General features: G+C 39.7%; 18 protein-coding genes. 5 read left to right on the top strand and 13 right to left on the bottom strand.

Going from position 1 to position 16,341, the window contains the following annotated elements; genetic code table 11:
* Window positions 1-21: 21 nt before the first annotated feature.
* The 3 genes from essB to ACIQCE_RS08465 all read right to left on the bottom strand — a co-directional run bounded on the left by essB (window position 22) and on the right by ACIQCE_RS08465 (window position 1,978).
* Window positions 22-1,335, bottom strand: coding sequence for a type VII secretion protein EssB (gene essB / locus ACIQCE_RS08475; RefSeq protein ID WP_400494394.1), 1,314 nt, complete (start codon window positions 1,333-1,335; stop codon window positions 22-24).
* A gap of 14 nt (window positions 1,336-1,349) precedes the next feature.
* Entirely contained in the window at window positions 1,350-1,589 is a 240-nt protein-coding gene (gene yukD / locus ACIQCE_RS08470; protein WP_353854670.1) for an ESX secretion system protein YukD, read from the bottom strand.
* A gap of 95 nt (window positions 1,590-1,684) precedes the next feature.
* Window positions 1,685-1,978, bottom strand: a complete 294-nt coding sequence (locus ACIQCE_RS08465) for a WXG100 family type VII secretion target (RefSeq protein ID WP_353854669.1) — start codon at window positions 1,976-1,978, stop codon at window positions 1,685-1,687.
* Between the two features lie 405 nt (window positions 1,979-2,383).
* On the opposite strand from ACIQCE_RS08465, the gene ACIQCE_RS08460 reads away from it, so the two are divergent.
* From ACIQCE_RS08460 to ACIQCE_RS08450, 3 genes are all read left to right on the top strand, one after another.
* The gene (locus ACIQCE_RS08460) at window positions 2,384-3,613 is read left to right on the top strand and encodes a sporulation transcriptional activator AdeR (protein ID WP_400494393.1); all 1,230 of its coding nucleotides are present in this window, start codon (window positions 2,384-2,386) and stop codon (window positions 3,611-3,613) included.
* Between the two features lie 110 nt (window positions 3,614-3,723).
* Entirely contained in the window at window positions 3,724-4,860 is a 1,137-nt protein-coding gene (gene ald, locus ACIQCE_RS08455) for an alanine dehydrogenase (RefSeq protein WP_400494392.1), read from the top strand.
* 126 nt (window positions 4,861-4,986) lie between these two features.
* The gene (locus ACIQCE_RS08450; RefSeq protein WP_400494391.1) at window positions 4,987-5,583 is read left to right on the top strand and encodes a biotin transporter BioY; all 597 of its coding nucleotides are present in this window, start codon (window positions 4,987-4,989) and stop codon (window positions 5,581-5,583) included.
* A gap of 40 nt (window positions 5,584-5,623) precedes the next feature.
* On the opposite strand, the gene ACIQCE_RS08445 is transcribed toward ACIQCE_RS08450, so the two are convergent.
* Together ACIQCE_RS08445 and ACIQCE_RS08440 are read right to left on the bottom strand one after the other, a co-directional pair.
* On the bottom strand, window positions 5,624-6,952 hold the full coding sequence (locus ACIQCE_RS08445; protein WP_400494390.1) for a Na+/H+ antiporter family protein: 1,329 nt from the start codon (window positions 6,950-6,952) through the stop codon (window positions 5,624-5,626).
* A 142-nt stretch (window positions 6,953-7,094) separates the two neighbouring features.
* Window positions 7,095-8,585 (bottom strand): leucyl aminopeptidase, encoded by a 1,491-nt coding sequence (locus ACIQCE_RS08440; RefSeq protein WP_400494389.1) that lies wholly within the window; start codon window positions 8,583-8,585, stop codon window positions 7,095-7,097.
* A 323-nt stretch (window positions 8,586-8,908) separates the two neighbouring features.
* Here ACIQCE_RS08440 and ACIQCE_RS08435 point away from each other — a divergent pair, with 323 nt between their 5' ends.
* On the top strand, window positions 8,909-9,385 hold the full coding sequence (locus tag ACIQCE_RS08435; protein ID WP_353854664.1) for a divergent PAP2 family protein: 477 nt from the start codon (window positions 8,909-8,911) through the stop codon (window positions 9,383-9,385).
* 40 nt (window positions 9,386-9,425) lie between these two features.
* On the opposite strand, the gene ACIQCE_RS08430 is transcribed toward ACIQCE_RS08435, so the two are convergent.
* From ACIQCE_RS08430 to ACIQCE_RS08415, 4 genes are all read right to left on the bottom strand, one after another.
* A complete protein-coding gene (locus ACIQCE_RS08430; RefSeq protein ID WP_353854663.1) occupies window positions 9,426-10,070 on the bottom strand; it encodes a 3D domain-containing protein in 645 nt (214 codons plus the stop codon).
* Between the two features lie 98 nt (window positions 10,071-10,168).
* Window positions 10,169-10,489 (bottom strand): YuiB family protein, encoded by a 321-nt coding sequence (locus ACIQCE_RS08425; protein ID WP_400494388.1) that lies wholly within the window; start codon window positions 10,487-10,489, stop codon window positions 10,169-10,171.
* Between the two features lie 78 nt (window positions 10,490-10,567).
* Entirely contained in the window at window positions 10,568-10,696 is a 129-nt protein-coding gene (locus ACIQCE_RS08420; RefSeq protein WP_353854661.1) for a YuiA family protein, read from the bottom strand.
* Between the two features lie 281 nt (window positions 10,697-10,977).
* Entirely contained in the window at window positions 10,978-12,195 is a 1,218-nt protein-coding gene (locus ACIQCE_RS08415) for an NAD(P)/FAD-dependent oxidoreductase (protein ID WP_400494496.1), read from the bottom strand.
* Between the two features lie 390 nt (window positions 12,196-12,585).
* Here ACIQCE_RS08415 and yumC point away from each other — a divergent pair, with 390 nt between their 5' ends.
* Window positions 12,586-13,584 carry a ferredoxin--NADP reductase 2 gene (gene yumC, locus ACIQCE_RS08410; protein WP_400494387.1) on the top strand — a complete coding sequence of 333 codons (999 nt, stop codon included), beginning with the start codon at window positions 12,586-12,588 and terminating at the stop codon, window positions 13,582-13,584.
* Window positions 13,585-13,629: 45 nt separating this feature from the next.
* Here yumC and ACIQCE_RS08405 read toward each other — a convergent pair whose 3' ends face one another.
* The 4 genes from ACIQCE_RS08405 to ACIQCE_RS08390 all read right to left on the bottom strand — a co-directional run bounded on the left by ACIQCE_RS08405 (window position 13,630) and on the right by ACIQCE_RS08390 (window position 16,204).
* Window positions 13,630-13,836, bottom strand: a complete 207-nt coding sequence (locus ACIQCE_RS08405) for a hypothetical protein (RefSeq protein WP_400494386.1) — start codon at window positions 13,834-13,836, stop codon at window positions 13,630-13,632.
* Window positions 13,837-14,003: 167 nt separating this feature from the next.
* Window positions 14,004-14,366: a HesB/IscA family protein gene (locus tag ACIQCE_RS08400; RefSeq protein ID WP_353854656.1), complete on the bottom strand. Its 363-nt coding sequence runs from the start codon at window positions 14,364-14,366 to the stop codon at window positions 14,004-14,006.
* A gap of 73 nt (window positions 14,367-14,439) precedes the next feature.
* Window positions 14,440-15,294 (bottom strand): diaminopimelate epimerase, encoded by an 855-nt coding sequence (dapF, locus tag ACIQCE_RS08395; protein ID WP_400494385.1) that lies wholly within the window; start codon window positions 15,292-15,294, stop codon window positions 14,440-14,442.
* A gap of 415 nt (window positions 15,295-15,709) precedes the next feature.
* Window positions 15,710-16,204, bottom strand: a complete 495-nt coding sequence (locus ACIQCE_RS08390) for a hypothetical protein (RefSeq protein ID WP_400494384.1) — start codon at window positions 16,202-16,204, stop codon at window positions 15,710-15,712.
* Between the last annotated feature and the right edge of the window lie 137 nt (window positions 16,205-16,341).

Here is a 16,341-nt window from a genome sequence, read left to right as displayed (position 1 = left end):
CTGTCAGTTGTATCGAAAGAATTATTTTTTCTCATCTTTTTTCGTCTGAGAAGTTTCTTTTTTTTCATTAGATTCTTTCTCTTTTTTCTCCTGATCAGCTTTTGATTGCTCTTTTTGATCAGATGTTTCGCCCGTTTGACTAGTATTTGAAGACTCATTTGTGCTTGTCTTAGTTGTTTCTTTTTCTTCATATTTCGCCATTTCTTTAATGATTGGATCTAGCTGTTTTTGTTTTTCTTCAGCCGAGAGACTGTCATCGTTTTGGATTTCATTACGATATGCGACGAGTGCTGTAAAAATGTAACGATCGTCCCCGAGTACCCTTGCAATATCAAGGGCTTCTTTGCTGTTTCCTTGACCAATGTAAATCCAAAATAGAAAATATTGCGGATCTGTTTGCAAGGTGTACGTATCGGTAATTTCCTTTTTGTGTTGATCTAATAACAGATTACCTTGATTCGTTTGCACATATGAAATGGCCAGTTCATATTGAAGAGAGACCGGCATTTGATTGGCGGGATATTTTTCTAATGTGTCAATTACTTGACTGTATTGTTTGTTGAGATAATATTTATTGGCCTCGACATATGCTTCTTGTTTCGGCATCGCAAAAAAGAGGCTGTAGATGGTATACACCAATGCAGGCACTAAAAGGACAATAAGACCTAGCCCTATGTATCGTTCGATCTTCCTTTTCTTTTTTGGAATAGATAACAACGTTTTTTCTTTCGTTTCGATCGCTTCAATCTTGCTTTGGATAAGATGAAGCAGCTCGTCGAGTGAAGCTGTTTCACTGATTTCCTTTGCTAACTCAGATAATTTCAACGTATCATGATAGGTTAAATATTCTTTGAACTCATATTCATGGTCAACGACTCTTAGGACAACTGCTTTAACCTCTCTGAGCAGACGATTCGAGTCGGTTTCATATGGCGGGATGCTTTCTTTTACACCGTAATGCAAAAATGCAGGGGCTAAGCCCTGATGAAAAACAATGTTTTCAGGAGAAACAATGAGATGCAGCCGTTTCACGTCGTGTTTGCAAACAGCATCGACAAGCTGGTATGAAAAAATCCATTTGCTTTTTTCATCTTTTGCATGGATGAAACGAAATTCCTGATAGGCAGAAGGCGGTTCAATGGATATGATGACCTCCCCTTCAGTCAATTGAATCTCTTTTTTAAATGAAGGATTGATATCTTTTATGGGAGCCGCTTCTAAACCGTCTAAGAGTTTAATGGTCTCTCTTTGAAAAATGAAGGTATAGATGCCTTCCTCTTTTTTCATGACTGCTTCTAATTGTTCTTCTAAATAGGAACTCTTTTTATCTGCCATTTACAAAAGTCCTTTCATAGTATTTCCAGCCTATCCCCCGTGGTAATCCCACAGTCTGACAGCTTATATTCGCCTGAAAACACAGCTTTCTTATTGACTACACGCACCCATCCGCCTGCTCTCTTTGGAAGCGAGATTTGTTTTGCCTGCCAGGCGATATGAATGACTTGCTTAATTTGTAAATAATTTGATAGTCTCAAATCAAACACACTGCCATCATAATTTTTTAAGTCGATGGTAATATCGATATACACAAATTTCCACCTCGCAAAATAGAAAGAGCGCCGGCATCAACTGACAGACTCGGCGCTTTTTTTGCTCATTACACTTAGAAAGGAAGTAACTTTGATTAGCCGCGAATTTGGCTAGCGATGTCTTGGTCAGTGCTTTCAAGTGTATTTGCAGTTTGTTCAAGCTGATTGCTGACATCTGTTAATAGATCAGACATTTTAATGAATGAAGGCTTAAGCTGTTCGTATTGATCAGCGAACGCATCACTAGAAGCACCTTCCCACATACCTTTTAAATCAGAGATCATTCTATTTAGACGATCAACTTGGTTTAGCACTTCTTGACTTTCTACACCATATTGCTTAGCGGTCGCTCTTAGTTCTTCTGGGGTTACGCGAATAATTCCTGACATATTCCTCATTACCTCCCGTGCATAGCCGCTATATAATGGGCTAATCCACTTATTTTTTAACGTTATTATTATAAAAACAGAAATGATACACAGTCAAACAAATCTGTTTTTATTTTACAAAATGAGTCTATAGAATTACTGTTTTTTCGCTCTTTATCTATTATTTTACATATTTTTAGTTATATATTACCAATATGATGAAGTATCTTCCAATGAATCTTTATGCCTATTATTTTTTTACTAAGCTGTTATTGTACTATTCCTTCAAATTATCCCGTTTTGACCAAACTGATGAACATCCAATCTTCCTGTTTTTTTAATTTTTTGGCATTTTGTTATTGATTTACGTGACTAGTTCTCTTCATAATGTAAGTACGTGAAATATTCTAAAAAGCAGGGGTTTTTATGACCAAAAAGACAGATCCATTTAAGTATAGTCTTGATCGTTTAGAAGATGTGGCAGATCAAATTAGTGATGTGCTCAATTGCCCTATTACAATAGAAGACACTCATCATAGATTATTAGCGTATAGTACACATAATGATTTCACTGATCCCGCTAGAACTTCAACTATTATCTCCCGCCGTGTACCGGAAAAAGTCATTAATCGGCTTTGGAAGGATGGCATTATTCCTACACTCCTGAAAACTGATGAACCGCTTCGTGTGCCTCAAATAGCCGAAGTCGGTCTCTCTAGTAGGGTAGCGATTTCAATTTGGAAGGACAAAGAAGTGCTCGGATTTATCTGGGCCATTGAATCAACACAGCCTTTTTCAGAAAAAGAAATGGAGCTTCTCAAAATGGCGGCAAACGCCGTTAAAAACAAATTGCTTAATTTACAAATTCGAAAAACGAAAACAGAAGAACGAAACCAGGAACTTTTTTGGAAGATGCTCACAGGCCATATTCATGAAAAGGATGAAATACTTGACCTATTTATGCGACTTGGCATGAGATGTCCGGACACGTACGCGATCATCATCTTTCGTCTTCTAGATGAGCTCACAGAGGAGACAGAGAAAAAGCTTTCATATCTGCTTGAAACGACGCAGCAAGTACAGGTGTTATTAACGACTGTTGATTTTCATGAAATGATTATTCTTGTCTCACCAAAAACGGAACATCCACTTCAAGATATTAAACAGTTTACAAACAGTATGCTGCAACAATTGTCTGATCGTTATCATATCCATCACGTGCAAGCGGCTATTGGCGGAATTTATGATAATATTTCTCATATTCAACCATCCTACAAAGAGGCACTGGCTGTATTAAAAACAAAAGAACGTTTTCCCTTAGAAACAGAACGTTTAAACAGTTTTTCTGAATTAGGTATTTATCAATATTTAGATGTGCTTGCTGAAAAACGAAAAGGCTCCTCTTATTCAAGCTATTCTTTATCCAAGCTTGAGAATTATGATTTGAGACACCACTCTAATTTAGTCGAAACACTTGAACGATTTATAGATTGTGACAGTAACGTCAATATTGCTGCAAAGCAATTGAATATTCATATTAATACATTGAATTATAGACTAAAGCGGATTACAGACATTGCAGAAATTGACTTGAAAAATATGAATGAAAAAATGACCATTTACCTTGATATAAAGCTAAAAAACGTCCATTTGTGAAATTTCACAAACAGACGTTTTTTTATTTTTTATTTCAACCGAAGAATTTTTTTATCTTTCAGGATAAACTATACATACAATATCATTAGATACACATAGGAGGAATAAACATGATCATCGGCATACCAAAAGAGATTAAGAACAATGAAAACCGAGTAGCATTAACACCAGGAGCAGCTTCTCAATTGCTTTCTGCTGGACACCAGATTTTAATTGAAACAAATGCTGGTTTTGGAAGCGGATTCACCGATGACGATTATATATCTGTTGGTGCAGAGATCATCAAGCATGCGAAAGATGTTTGGGCATCATCTGATATGATCATGAAGGTGAAAGAACCATTGCCTGAGGAATATCAACATTTCAGAGAAGGCCTTATTTTATTTACGTACCTTCATCTTGCAGCAGAGCCCTCCTTGGCTGAAGCATTAAAACAAAAAGGTGTCACAGCCATTGCTTATGAAACGGTAAGAGACGGAAAGTCACTTCCACTTTTAACCCCTATGTCTGAAGTTGCCGGCAGAATGGCAGCTCAAATCGGTGCACAATTCCTTGAAAAACCAAAAGGCGGGAAAGGGATTTTGCTTGCCGGTGTTCCAGGGGTATCAAGAGGCAAGGTCACCATTATTGGCGGCGGTGTTGTTGGAACAAATGCAGCAAAAATGGCGATTGGACTTGGAGCAAATGTAACACTCATTGATTTGAACGCAGAAAGACTGCGCCAGCTTGACGATCAATTTGGTCATCAAATCAAAACATTGATATCAAATCCAGTAAATATTGCAGATTCAGTAGCAGAAGCGGACCTTCTCATTTGTGCTGTGCTCATTCCAGGAGCTAAAGCACCAACACTTGTCACAGAAGAAATGGTCAAACAAATGAAGCCTGGATCCGTAATTGTAGATGTTGCCATTGACCAAGGCGGAGTTGTGGAAACAGTCGATCATATAACAACACACGATCAACCAACCTATGTAAAACACGGCATTTTACATTATGCAGTCGCTAACATGCCGGGCGCTGTCCCAAGAACATCCACAGTTGCTCTAACCAATGTAACCGTTCCTTATGCGCTGCAAATTGCAAACAAAGGCGTTGCGAAAGCCATCAATGAGAACAGAGCCATTGCTGAAGGGGTAAATGTAATGAACGGACACATCACACATGAAGCCGTTGCACGTGACCTTGGTTATGCCTATGTACCTGTAAGTGAAGCTATTGATACGTCTGCTATGACAAAAGCCTAAACACGAAAACCGCCATTTGCCATTCTGTTGGCGGTTTTTATTTGTTAACTCAAAATAAAAATAAGTTGACAAAATATCCTCTTCCCCTTAATCTATTTGTACAGAACTAGGGTAGGGGGAAACATCATGCAAATGAAGACAAAAACCGCTGACTTTGTGCTAGTTGGAATGTTTGCTGCACTGATGGCAATTGGTGCAAATATCACAGCGATTGTACCCTTTTTACAGGTTAGCGGTATTCCATTAACGATGCAGCCATTTTTTTGTGTGCTTGCAGGTCTATTACTTGGCAGACGGCTTGGCGCATTAGCAATGATTGTTTATGCATTAGTTGGCATCGCTGGTGCACCTGTATTCGCACAATTTTCAGCAGGCTTTGGGGTCATTTTAGGCAAAAGCGGTGGCTTTATTTTATCGTATATTCCTGCCGCATGGCTTTCCGGATTCATTCTTGAAAAGAGAAAAAATCCTGGATTTCCAAGCTTTTTTCTTGCTGCTATTGCTGGAACCACCATTATGTATGTGATTGGGACAACTTATACGTACTTGGCGTTAAATATCTGGCTCAATGCACCTATCTCCTATCAAACAACATGGTTTTTTATGGTCTGGTTTATGGTGAAAGATTATGCCTTTACCCTGCTACTTGCGATGCTGGCACCTAAAATTGATCGTTCTGTCTCAAAAGCCACATCCTTGCGAAAAGAACAGACCGCTTCATAAATGTGCAAAAAGGTTCCTTCACTTAGGAACCTTTTTGATTTTACAGAATAATTGCCGCAAGCCAGCCAAACAAGACAAGCGGAATATTATAATAGATAAATGTCGGCACACAAGTACCCCAGATATGGTGATGCTGTCCATCCATATTCAGCCCAGACGTCGGTCCAAGGGTACTATCACTTGCAGGTGATCCCGCATCACCTACAGCCGCAGCTGAACCAATGATCGCAATGGTGGCCATCGGACTAAATCCTAAGTGCAAACAAAGTGGAACAAAGATGGTCGTAATAATTGGAATCGTCGCAAAGGATGACCCAATGCCCATTGTCACAAGCAAGCCAACCAAAAGCATCAAGATTGCAGCTAAACTCTGATTGTTTCCTATAACATGAGAGGAAGCTTTGACAAGAGTCTCAATGTCTCCTGTCTTCGTTAATACGTTTGCAAATCCAGCCGCAACAAGCATGACAAAACCGATAAAAGCCATCATGTTCATTCCAGATGTAATCAGTTCATCAGCTTCATCTCGCTTCATCATTCCAGTGACAAACAGGACAATAAGTCCTGCCAGTGCGCCGAAGATCATACCTTCAACTCCAAGGCTTTGCGATAAATAAAGCTGGACGATGAGCGAGACAAGGATGGCAAGAACCGCACAGAAAAGACTTTTTTTCGTATAAGCTGATTTCTCTACATCCGTAATATCACGATCCTCATATACTTTTGGCTTACGATAGACAAAAAGTGAGACGATTAATCCAAGGACCATGCCTGTGACAGGAATGAGCATCGCATACGGAATATCTGCTAATTGAACAGTCAATCCAGCATCTTTCATGTTGTCACGAAGCATCCCATGGAAAATTTGTCCGAAACCAACTGGAAGCAAAATATATGGTGCAGTGAGTCCGAAGGTTATGACACATGCTAGCAATCTGCGGTCAATTTGAAGTTCATTAAACACTTTTAACAATGGTGGAATCAAGACCGGTATAAACGCAATGTGAACAGGAACAACATTTTGTGAAAAACACGATACGATCAAGATGACTAGAATAATGAGCACTTTTGATAGCGTTTTTCTTCTTGTGTCGCCTTCTTTTCCAAGGAGCTTTACTGCCCCTTCCACCATTGCATCTGGAAGACCCGTTTTCGTCAGCGCAGCTGCAAATGCACCTAAAAGCGCATAACTAATAGCTACTGTCGCATTCCCTCCAAGACCGTCTGTAAATGCTTCAATCGTCCCTCCAAGACCTAATCCGCCTGCAAGCCCACCTGCTAATGCACCAAGCGCCAGCGCAATCACCACGTTGACCCGTAGCAAACTTAATATCAACATCAAAACAACCGCTAAAACCACTGCATTCATGGTGAAACCTCCAAAATCCTTTAGTTTACTAATGTAGTAGATAATTAAAGTACCAACGTATGTTACCATAGAAGAAAAACTTCGTCAAATGACGTTTTTCCTATCATCAAAAAAGCCCCGCCAACTGGCAGAGCTCTTACTTTTATTCCTTTGCTTCAAATCTTTCTACAAATGTCGCTATTGATCTCACCATTACGCCTGTTGCGCCTGTTGGACCGAAGCATGAAGGTTTTTCCGTTGTTGCTGTACCCGCAATGTCTAAGTGAATCCATGGTGTGTCCTCAGCAAATTCGCCAAGGAAAGCACCTGCCATGATCGCATGACCATCACGACCAGGTGAGTTATTGAGGTCAGCCATTTTGCTATTTCGTACGCGTTTTTTATCTTTTTCTGTAATTGGCAGTTGCCAAATCATCTCTCCGCATTCTTCTGATGCATCTTTAAATTGTGCGTAGAGTTCAGGGCTATTTGTCATGACCCCTGTTGTCTCATTTCCAAGTGCAACGATTATGCCGCCTGTTAATGTAGCCACATCAACAAGCACAGATGCGCCGTGCTGCTTCGCATACGTAATCCCATCTGCTAACACCAGCCTTCCTTCTGCATCTGTATTCAGCACTTCAATGGTTTTTCCACTAAGTGACACAATGACATCATCAGGCTTCATCGCATCTGCTGATATCATATTATCTGTCGAAGCAATGACAGCAATCACATTTTGCTCTGGACGAAGCTCACCGATCATTTCCATCGCTCCTAAAACAGAAGCGGCTCCACCCATATCTGTTTTCATTCCCACCATACTTGCTCTTGGTTTTAACGAATATCCACCTGTATCATAGGTGATCCCTTTTCCAACCAGTCCGATCACATCTGTCCATTCTTCCTTGCCTTGATATTTCAGGATGATCAATTTTGGCGGTTCTGTTGAGCCTCTATTGACGGCTAGAATCCCGCCCATACCGAGCTCTTCCATTTGTTCTTTGTCCAAAATTTCAATCTCGAATTCATATTTATAAGCAAGCTCTGCCGCATAGGAGGCAAGATCAGAGGATGTCAGCATATTGGGCGGCATATTCACAAGTGTACGAGCCGAATTGACAGATTGCCCATACACTTCGCCTACTTTCAGGCTAGCCTGAATTTCAGCAACATCGTGTTCTGTTGTTACATAGACAAATTCGATAAAACGATCAGGTTCATTTGTTTTATATTTAAAATCTTGTAATTCATATGTAGCGAGCAGACAGCTTTCAGAAAGGGCATGTGCTGCATCATTAACAGGCAAATCCTTCCCAATAAACGTATCAAGTAAGACAGAAACTGCTTGTTTCTTATCCTGATGAAGCTTTTTAAATAAGTGCGCAAAGACTTCTTTTGCCTCTTCAAACGTATAATCTGATTCTTTCCCAAGACCGACAAAATAAATGCGTTTGATGCCTGTTTCAGGTGATGGAAAGAATTTAGAAAGCTGGTTTCGTTTTGAGGAAATATCACCTTCTTTTAATAATTCAGTAATTCTTCCTTCAAGTAATTCATCCATTTCTTTTGCTTTTCCTGATAATTGGCTCTTTTGGAAAAGTCCAATGGCCAGTGTATCTTTATGTTGCAACTCATTTGTTGAGAAAAACATACTTATCACACGCTCCTTCAATGAACCCATTTTCCGCATTGGAACTTTTATTATAGCAAAATTTGTGTGTCTGTACGATCATTGCTGGCTGTCTTTCTCTAGTGAACATTTATATTTTTGAACACAAAGGGGCATCATGTAGAAGCGATCACATATTGATAAACCGGTCCATGTTCTCCTCGTTCCACATCTACTTTTTTTAATGTTATAATGAAAATGAACTTGGCAACGGTTCTTACCGCAATCATTTTTTATCCTAATCGGGTAAAACGTCAACGATTTCACACGATATTTTTTTCTTAAAGAGAGGATGTTTCTTGTTCATGAGCGTACTAACGAATTTTCCGCTGCTTGCCAGCCTTGCAGCCATCTTTTTTGCACAATTTGTAAAAGTACCTATTCAATTTATCATTTCTAGACGACTAGATTGGTCGCTCATTACAAGCACAGGCGGAATGCCAAGTTCACACTCCGCAGCAGTGACAGCACTCTCAACAGCAGTTGCTTTAGAGCACGGGCTAGGAACATCTATTTTTGCCATTTCCGCCATATTTGCTATTATTACAATGTTTGATGCGACAGGTGTTCGCAGACAGGCAGGAGAGCAAGCCACTGTTCTCAACAAACTGGTGACAGACTTTAACCATTTTGTAGTAGAAGCAAAGAATTTTCCAAGTGCAGAAGAAAAAGAGAAACAAAAGAAATTGAAAGAGCTGCTTGGGCATAAGCCGATAGAAGTATTCTTCGGGGGCTTGACAGGCATCTTGCTTACACTCATCTTAGATTATTACTTGATGTAGAAGCGGAAAAAGCTTTGGGCGTCATAGACCCAAAGCTTTTCTATTCTTTATTTGCTTGAAATTGTTGACGAAATACTTGCATAGATTCAGCTTCATTTAACTGATTTAATTCTTTTTCCGTTAAAGTGCCGTCTCCCTTTTTGATGATATACACGTCCAGCACTTTTTTACCCCATTCTCTATACACATCATCAACGGTTTCATAATATAAATCAAGCTTATGACCTTTAATGGCCTTGCCGGTATCGGCTACCACACCGTATCCATAATTTGGTATAAACAGCACTGTACCAATTGGAAAGACAGCTGGATCAGCGGCCACTGTTGAATATAAATCGCGTTTTACCTTTACTCCTGAATATGTAATGCCGTATGCATGATGTTCCTTCGTCTTGCCTGTTGATTCCACGCCTGCTGTATAACCCGTAGCGACGACCTTTTGCTTCGGATATTCATTCCAGTTAAAGGCTTCTTCGAGAGAAACAGCTCGTAAATCATCACTTTTCACTGCCATTGTCTGTTTACTTTTATCATGAAAAAAAGAAGATACCTGCTTGACAGCATCCGTTTCATTCATCCACGCTGCCAGATCACTTGGCTCTACTCCTGATATGCCCGTAAAGCTTGTCATGAGCGCAAGGATGAACAAGGCTGTCATGAGCATTCGTTTTATCCATGTTTTCATCTATATTTGTCACTCCTCTACCCATCTATTTGTTTCCAAACCATGTGGAAACTATGCATAGGAGAAACAAAAAACTCACTTGCAAACAAACAAGTGAGTTAAAACATTTGATAACCTCTTTTTCGAAGGGCATTGATGACAAATCCGGATGCAATCGCTCCCATAAGGCCGCTTAATAAAATGATAATATCTGCTGCAGCGAGTGATATTATACGTTCCCATATACCTGAAAAGGCAATGGCAGGCTCTCTTACATATGTAATCATTTTTTCATTATTAATAATGAAAAGGCATACAATTGGATATAAAATTGCCATTATCCATGACATTCTAAGCAACATATTCAGCAAAAAGCCGATACCAAAGAATAGCACGAAAAATAAAATAACTGAAATAATAACCACCGGTAAACTGATCACTTCATCTCCACCCCCAAATATCCCATCATTAGTTTAACTTGGAAATAGAGATGAAGTCAATCAATGGAAAATGCTTATTTACCGATACTTCTTTCCTGTCCCTTTGCATTCCTCACATGTTTCAGATCCGCCGAGCAATAGCTGAAAATACCCTTTCCCTGAACAATATTGACAGGTAGACTGCTTTTCTTTTGTTTGTGTTTTCATATTGCCCACTCCTTAATCAAAATTTTCTGATAATTCATACTATACCACACTTTACTGTCCAGCACCAAGTGAGAAAATCTTCCGTTTTTTATAAGAAAAAACGTGTAGACGATTGAGCGTCGGTGCTCACGAATATTTCATTCGCTCCGCATAGGTCTTCCTCAACTTCAAGGGAGATCGCTGAAAAGATGACAAAGGGCTAAAATAAAAACCATTTTAGCCCTTTGTCATTCAATCTGAAAACGTGTATCACGAGGATACACGTTTTCCATTTGTTTATTTTAGAAGAATTTGAATTTACCTTTTTTCAGAACAAGTCCGGGTCCGCCAACCATGAATAAAGATCGGTTGTCGATGATTTTCTTCATGGCAGAAGCTTTCGTACCTTGCAATTTCTTGCCAAATGCAACACCTACTGCGTTGTGTTCACCAAGAGAAGCAACTGTTCCTTTGATGTCTGGCTTAAAGCTCTCAAGCGTACCGTTTTTCACTAGCGCTGCCAAGTTTTTCGCAACCGTTTCCCCTTGTTGCATTGCAATTTGCGCTGTTGGCGGGTATGGACGATTGATTTCTTCATTAATGATTAATGAACAGTCACCAATGATGAAGACATCATCATGGTCAGGTACACGAAGGTCTGGAGATACTTTTACGCGACCACGCATATTCTCAAATCCAGCTTCTTCAACAATTGGATTACCTCGTACACCTGCAGCCCAAACAACAGTACCAGCTTTGATTTCTTCTGTATCATCATCTTTCCCAACAATAATACCTTCTGGCGTGCACTCTTTGATTGCTGTGCCGATTTTGAACTCAACACCTTTACTTTCAAGGTAGTTCACTGCATAGTCAATCAATTCTGGATCAAACCCTGGAAGAGCTGTCGGCGCAGCTTCTACACAGATAATACGAACGTCTTTTTGATCAATGTCGTACTCTTTGCAAAGCTCAGGAACACGATTTGCAAGCTCACCTAGGAATTCAATTCCTGTAAAGCCAGCACCACCAACAACGATTGTCAAACGTTCTGGGCGTTTTTCAGCTTCATTATTGTATGTGGCAAATTGAAGCTCAATGTGCTCACGAAGCTGACGAGCAGAGTTAATGTTAGAAATAGAGAATGCATACTCTTTTAGCCCAGCAATACCAAATGTTTCAGGAACAGCACCAAGCGCTACAACAAGGTAGTCGTATGAAAGTTCGCCATTTGATGTCACAACTTTCTTAGCCTCTTTATCAATGCTTTGAACTGTTGCTTGTACAAAATTGACGCGGGAACTGTTAATGACATCTTTGATTTGATAACGACAACGATCATGATGAAGTGTACCTGCACTTGCTTCATGTAGCCAAGTTGTCTCGTAATGGTAATTATGCTTGTTTACAAGGGTAATGTCCGCATCATTTGTGCCAAGCTTTTTAGTTAGTCTTGTCACTGTCATTAATCCGCCATAACCTGCACCTAATATAACGATTTTCGGTTTATTCACTGGAATCACATCCACCTTTTTTAAATTTGCTGTAAAACGGGATAAAGAATTATATATCGTTATTCTCAACCGCTTTCCGGCATTTTATGAAATTTAGACAAAAAATAAGTATGTGAAAATCTGAACTTTCACCTACAAAAATCGAAAGCATCTGACCGTTTCCGACAAAAATTCATAAAAAATTAATATTTAGTTCCCTTAACAATCATAGCGATTTCTGCTTCGTTTTTCAAGACTTTAAAAGGAAAATCCTTATGATAAACGGACTTTCTCATTTTTGCTTCTTTTTTAAACCTACATTTCAAAAAACGACAAGTTTTTCAAAACAGCAAAATCGAAGAGATGTGGTATGATATGATATAATGATAACAATTTTCATTTGGGAGGATTACAGGAATGCAAGAAGATTCTAAGGTATATGATATTACCGTGATCGGGGGCGGTCCAGTTGGATTGTTCACCGCTTTTTACGGGGGTATGAGACAGGCAAGTGTGAAAATTATCGAAAGTCTGCCTCAACTCGGCGGGCAGCTATCTGCTCTTTACCCTGAAAAATACATTTATGATGTGGCAGGATTTCCAAAAATCCGCGCACAAGAATTAATTGATCACTTAAAAGAGCAAATGAATAAATTTGATCAAACCATTTGCTTAGAACAAGCAGTTGAATCCGTTGAAAAACAAGCTGACGGTATCTTTCAGCTTGTGACGAACAAAGAGGTCCATTATTCTAAAACGATCATTATTACAGCTGGTAACGGTGCATTCCAACCGAGAAAGCTAGAGCTTGAAAGAGCAGAAGCGTTTGAAGGAAGTAACCTCCATTATTTTATCAACGATTTGAACCAATTTGCAGGCAGACGTGTGGCTGTTCTTGGCGGCGGAGACTCTGCGGTTGACTGGGCACTCATGCTTGAGCCAATTGCAAAGGAAGTATCCATTGTTCACAGACGCGATAAATTCCGTGCGCATGAGCACAGTGTAGAAAACCTGCACAACTCTAAAGTCAATGTGCTGACACCATTTGTACCTACTGAGCTCATTGGTGAAGAGCGCATTGAACAGATCGTGCTCGAAGAGGTAAAAGGCGACCGCAAACAAGTCCTTGATGTAGATGACGTCATTGTCAACTTCGGTTTCGTTTCTTCCCTTGGACCAATAAAGCAATGGGGCCTTGAAATTGAAAAGAACTCAATCGTCGTCAAATCCACAATGGAAACAAATATTGAAGGCTTATTTGCAGCAGGAGACATTTGTACGTATGAAGGAAAAGTCAAACTGATCGCAAGCGGATTCGGTGAAGCTCCAACTGCGGTGAACAATGCAAAAGCATACATGGATCCGAAAGCCCGTGTACAGCCTCTTCACTCTACAAGCTTATTTGAAAACAAATAAGAGCGGATCCAAAAAGGAGTTCCACCTGCGGAACTCCTTTTTCGTTTATTGAAAAACCCCAATATAGGCGTTCGCCATTCCAAGAACCATTGCAACAAGCAGCACCACAACTATACCTGCCACCACTAAAATCACTCGATCCTTCGCACGTTCCTTCTTCGGAAGCGGCTTTTCAATCCCGCAAGACGGACACGTTTTCGAACGATAAGGAATCAGTTCATGACAGTTCCTGCAATTGATTTGTTCACTCAAATCTCAGCAACCTCTTTTCTGACTACAGTTTATATTTGATTTTCATGATACTCTTTTCGAACGGAAATAGCCAGTTGTGAGGGCAAGCTGTTAAAATAAATGACTAGTGATACCTTTTCGTTAACTATTCGAGAAGGTACGTAACAAAATCAATAGACGCCAAACCCTTAACACTCTTCCGGCGTACCGGTATTCGTGGCTGTTCTAAAAGAAGAACCGCAGCCGCATGACGCAATGGCGTTCGGGTTATCGATGGTGAAGCCGCCGCCCATTAATGATTGTTTGAAATCAATGATGGTTCCTTTCATGATATCAAGACTTTCGGAGTCGACGAGGACTTGAATGCCGTGCTGTTCAAACTGTGTATCTTTTTCGGCTTTTTCGTGGTCAAACCCCATACCGTATGAAAGACCGCTGCAACCGCCGCCTTTTACGCCCACTCGAAGGAATGCATTTTCTTCTTCATGTTCTTTCATCATATCTTTAATCTGCAACGCAGCCGCTTCTGTAATCGTAACTGGTGTACTCATAATCATCCCTCCTTTTGACTGGATGTTTCTTATCAATTATAAACGTGATGCGGTCTTTTCTCAAATATATGGTTTATAGATAGAAGCGACCATCACAAATGGTTTCAGCAGGTCCTGTCATGAGCACATGATCATTGTCCTGCCAGCGTATGATTAAGTCTCCACCCGCTAAGTGAACGGTCACATCTGTTTCTTTTTTCGCATGTCCATTGACAATCGTCGATACAGTAGCTGCACATGCGCCAGTCCCGCAGGCTTGCGTGATACCTGAACCTCTTTCCCATACACGAAAATGCAATTCAGTTTCGCTGACAATTTCCACAAATTCCACATTGACGCCTTCTGGGAACGTCTCGTGCTTTTCAATAATCGGTCCAAGTGTATCGAGCGGAGCTTTCTCAATGTCCTCTAAATAGAAAACGATATGCGGGTTTCCCATTGAAACGGCCGTTCCATTTAAAGTCGCAGTGCCAAAATCAAGCGGCTCATTGATCGTTGTACTGCCCGGCTCCCCCAGCATTGGCATCGCTTCTTTTTCAAAACGAGGTTTCCCCATATCCACTGTGACTAAATGAACGTGACCATCCTGTACATGGACAGTGGCTTCAACGAGCCCTGATAACGTTTCAATCTGAAACGTAGTGTCGTTCACAATCTCATGCTCATATACATATTTTGCGACACAACGAAGTCCGTTGCCGCAGTTTTTTCCCTCTGATCCATCATTGTTGAAAATGCGCATCTTTACAGGCGCAACGTCTGATGGGCAAATGAGAATCATCCCGTCTGAACCGATCCCTGTATAAACTGAAGACACGCGGATTGCTATCTCTGATAGTTGCTCTTCTGGAAGTTGTTCTTGTATTTGATTGACGTAGATATAATTATTCCCTAGTCCGTGCATTTTCGTAAATTGAAATGATGTCATGAAAGTCCTCCAAACATGTTTGTTTCTTTATAGTATAAAAGGAGTCAATTCAGGAGACAATCTTATCATCCCCCGTTTTTCATACATAGAAGCTCTTTGCTGCCATGGCAAAGGGCTTTTATTATGCATATGCCTTTTTCACCTTGTGGTACCGTTGACTATTTTTCACTACCTTTTTTAAACTTTAACGCTCCTTATGAGTGCACCATTTTCCGAGACATCTCAAAACAAACTGGAAACTTATTTCACTTTTTTGAACCATTGATGCTACTGTGTGTTAAGCAAAACGTTTCCTTTCTTGTGGTAGCAATTTTGAAAATAGAATACCCATGATGATGGCACACTTATACTCACTTACGGGTGTGCTAAAATCTCTCCATTGTCAGGCGTGTGAAAAATCAGTCATGATAAATTTTTATTTGTATTTATCCTGTATATTACTCATCATCATTCCATGTATCCTTTTTGAAATTGGATACACTGAAGTGATCACCACATACAAAATAAACAAAAATAAAGATACCCACAATACACCATTATTCCTTATAACAATCTCCTGAGCATTCAATGAATAGATCAAAACATAAAGATAAAACACACCAAACATGAATATAGCTTCACTAACATAATTGAAGAATCCCTTTTTTTTCATCAAAACTTGGGAGAACACTATATCTACAACACCCACCACTACTACTGTTAGCAAGAAAAACTTAAATAAAACTACAAAAGAATTAAAAGTACCACTTGTATTGATTGAAACATCTGGGAACAAGGACACTAATTTAAAAACTCCTAAAAACATCAAAAAAGGTGAAGAAATAATGAACATACACATAAGAAAAACAACGACAATAGCAAACATATGATCTCCAACAGAATCGTTTTTTCTTTTAGTTTTTTTACCCATATATGCCCAGCCCTTCCTCTCTTGTCATGGCATGATGTCACCTGAATACAACAAATATAGGAAGATTTACAATGAAAACTAAGGAAAAAAAATTTCCCCAAGGTCTTATAACATTCACACTAACAGCCCTCATAAAC

The organism is Bacillus sp. NPDC093026, assembly GCF_044754665.1.
GTDB classification, from domain to species: domain Bacteria; phylum Bacillota; class Bacilli; order Bacillales; family Bacillaceae; genus Bacillus; species Bacillus maqinnsis.
The sequence above is the reverse complement of the archived record's forward strand: the minus strand, read 5'-3'. Positions and strand labels throughout refer to the sequence as shown.

Bases quoted from the DNA above. Each gene is read 5' to 3' on its own strand.
- essB (WP_400494394.1), bottom strand. From the start codon at position 1,335: ATGGCAGATAAAAAGAGTTCCTATTTAGAAGAACAATTAGAAGCAGTC.
- ACIQCE_RS08465 (WP_353854669.1), bottom strand. From the start codon at position 1,978: ATGTCAGGAATTATTCGCGTAACCCCAGAAGAACTAAGAGCGACCGCT.
- ACIQCE_RS08460 (WP_400494393.1), top strand. From the start codon at position 2,384: ATGACCAAAAAGACAGATCCATTTAAGTATAGTCTTGATCGTTTAGAA.
- ald (WP_400494392.1), top strand. From the start codon at position 3,724: ATGATCATCGGCATACCAAAAGAGATTAAGAACAATGAAAACCGAGTA.
- ACIQCE_RS08450 (WP_400494391.1), top strand. From the start codon at position 4,987: ATGCAAATGAAGACAAAAACCGCTGACTTTGTGCTAGTTGGAATGTTT.
- ACIQCE_RS08445 (WP_400494390.1), bottom strand. From the start codon at position 6,952: ATGAATGCAGTGGTTTTAGCGGTTGTTTTGATGTTGATATTAAGTTTG.
- ACIQCE_RS08440 (WP_400494389.1), bottom strand. From the start codon at position 8,585: ATGTTTTTCTCAACAAATGAGTTGCAACATAAAGATACACTGGCCATT.
- ACIQCE_RS08435 (WP_353854664.1), top strand. From the start codon at position 8,909: ATGAGCGTACTAACGAATTTTCCGCTGCTTGCCAGCCTTGCAGCCATC.
- ACIQCE_RS08430 (WP_353854663.1), bottom strand. From the start codon at position 10,070: ATGAAAACATGGATAAAACGAATGCTCATGACAGCCTTGTTCATCCTT.
- ACIQCE_RS08420 (WP_353854661.1), bottom strand. From the start codon at position 10,696: ATGAAAACACAAACAAAAGAAAAGCAGTCTACCTGTCAATATTGTTCA.
- yumC (WP_400494387.1), top strand. From the start codon at position 12,586: ATGCAAGAAGATTCTAAGGTATATGATATTACCGTGATCGGGGGCGGT.
- ACIQCE_RS08400 (WP_353854656.1), bottom strand. From the start codon at position 14,366: ATGAGTACACCAGTTACGATTACAGAAGCGGCTGCGTTGCAGATTAAA.
- dapF (WP_400494385.1), bottom strand. From the start codon at position 15,294: ATGACATCATTTCAATTTACGAAAATGCACGGACTAGGGAATAATTAT.
- ACIQCE_RS08390 (WP_400494384.1), bottom strand. From the start codon at position 16,204: ATGGGTAAAAAAACTAAAAGAAAAAACGATTCTGTTGGAGATCATATG.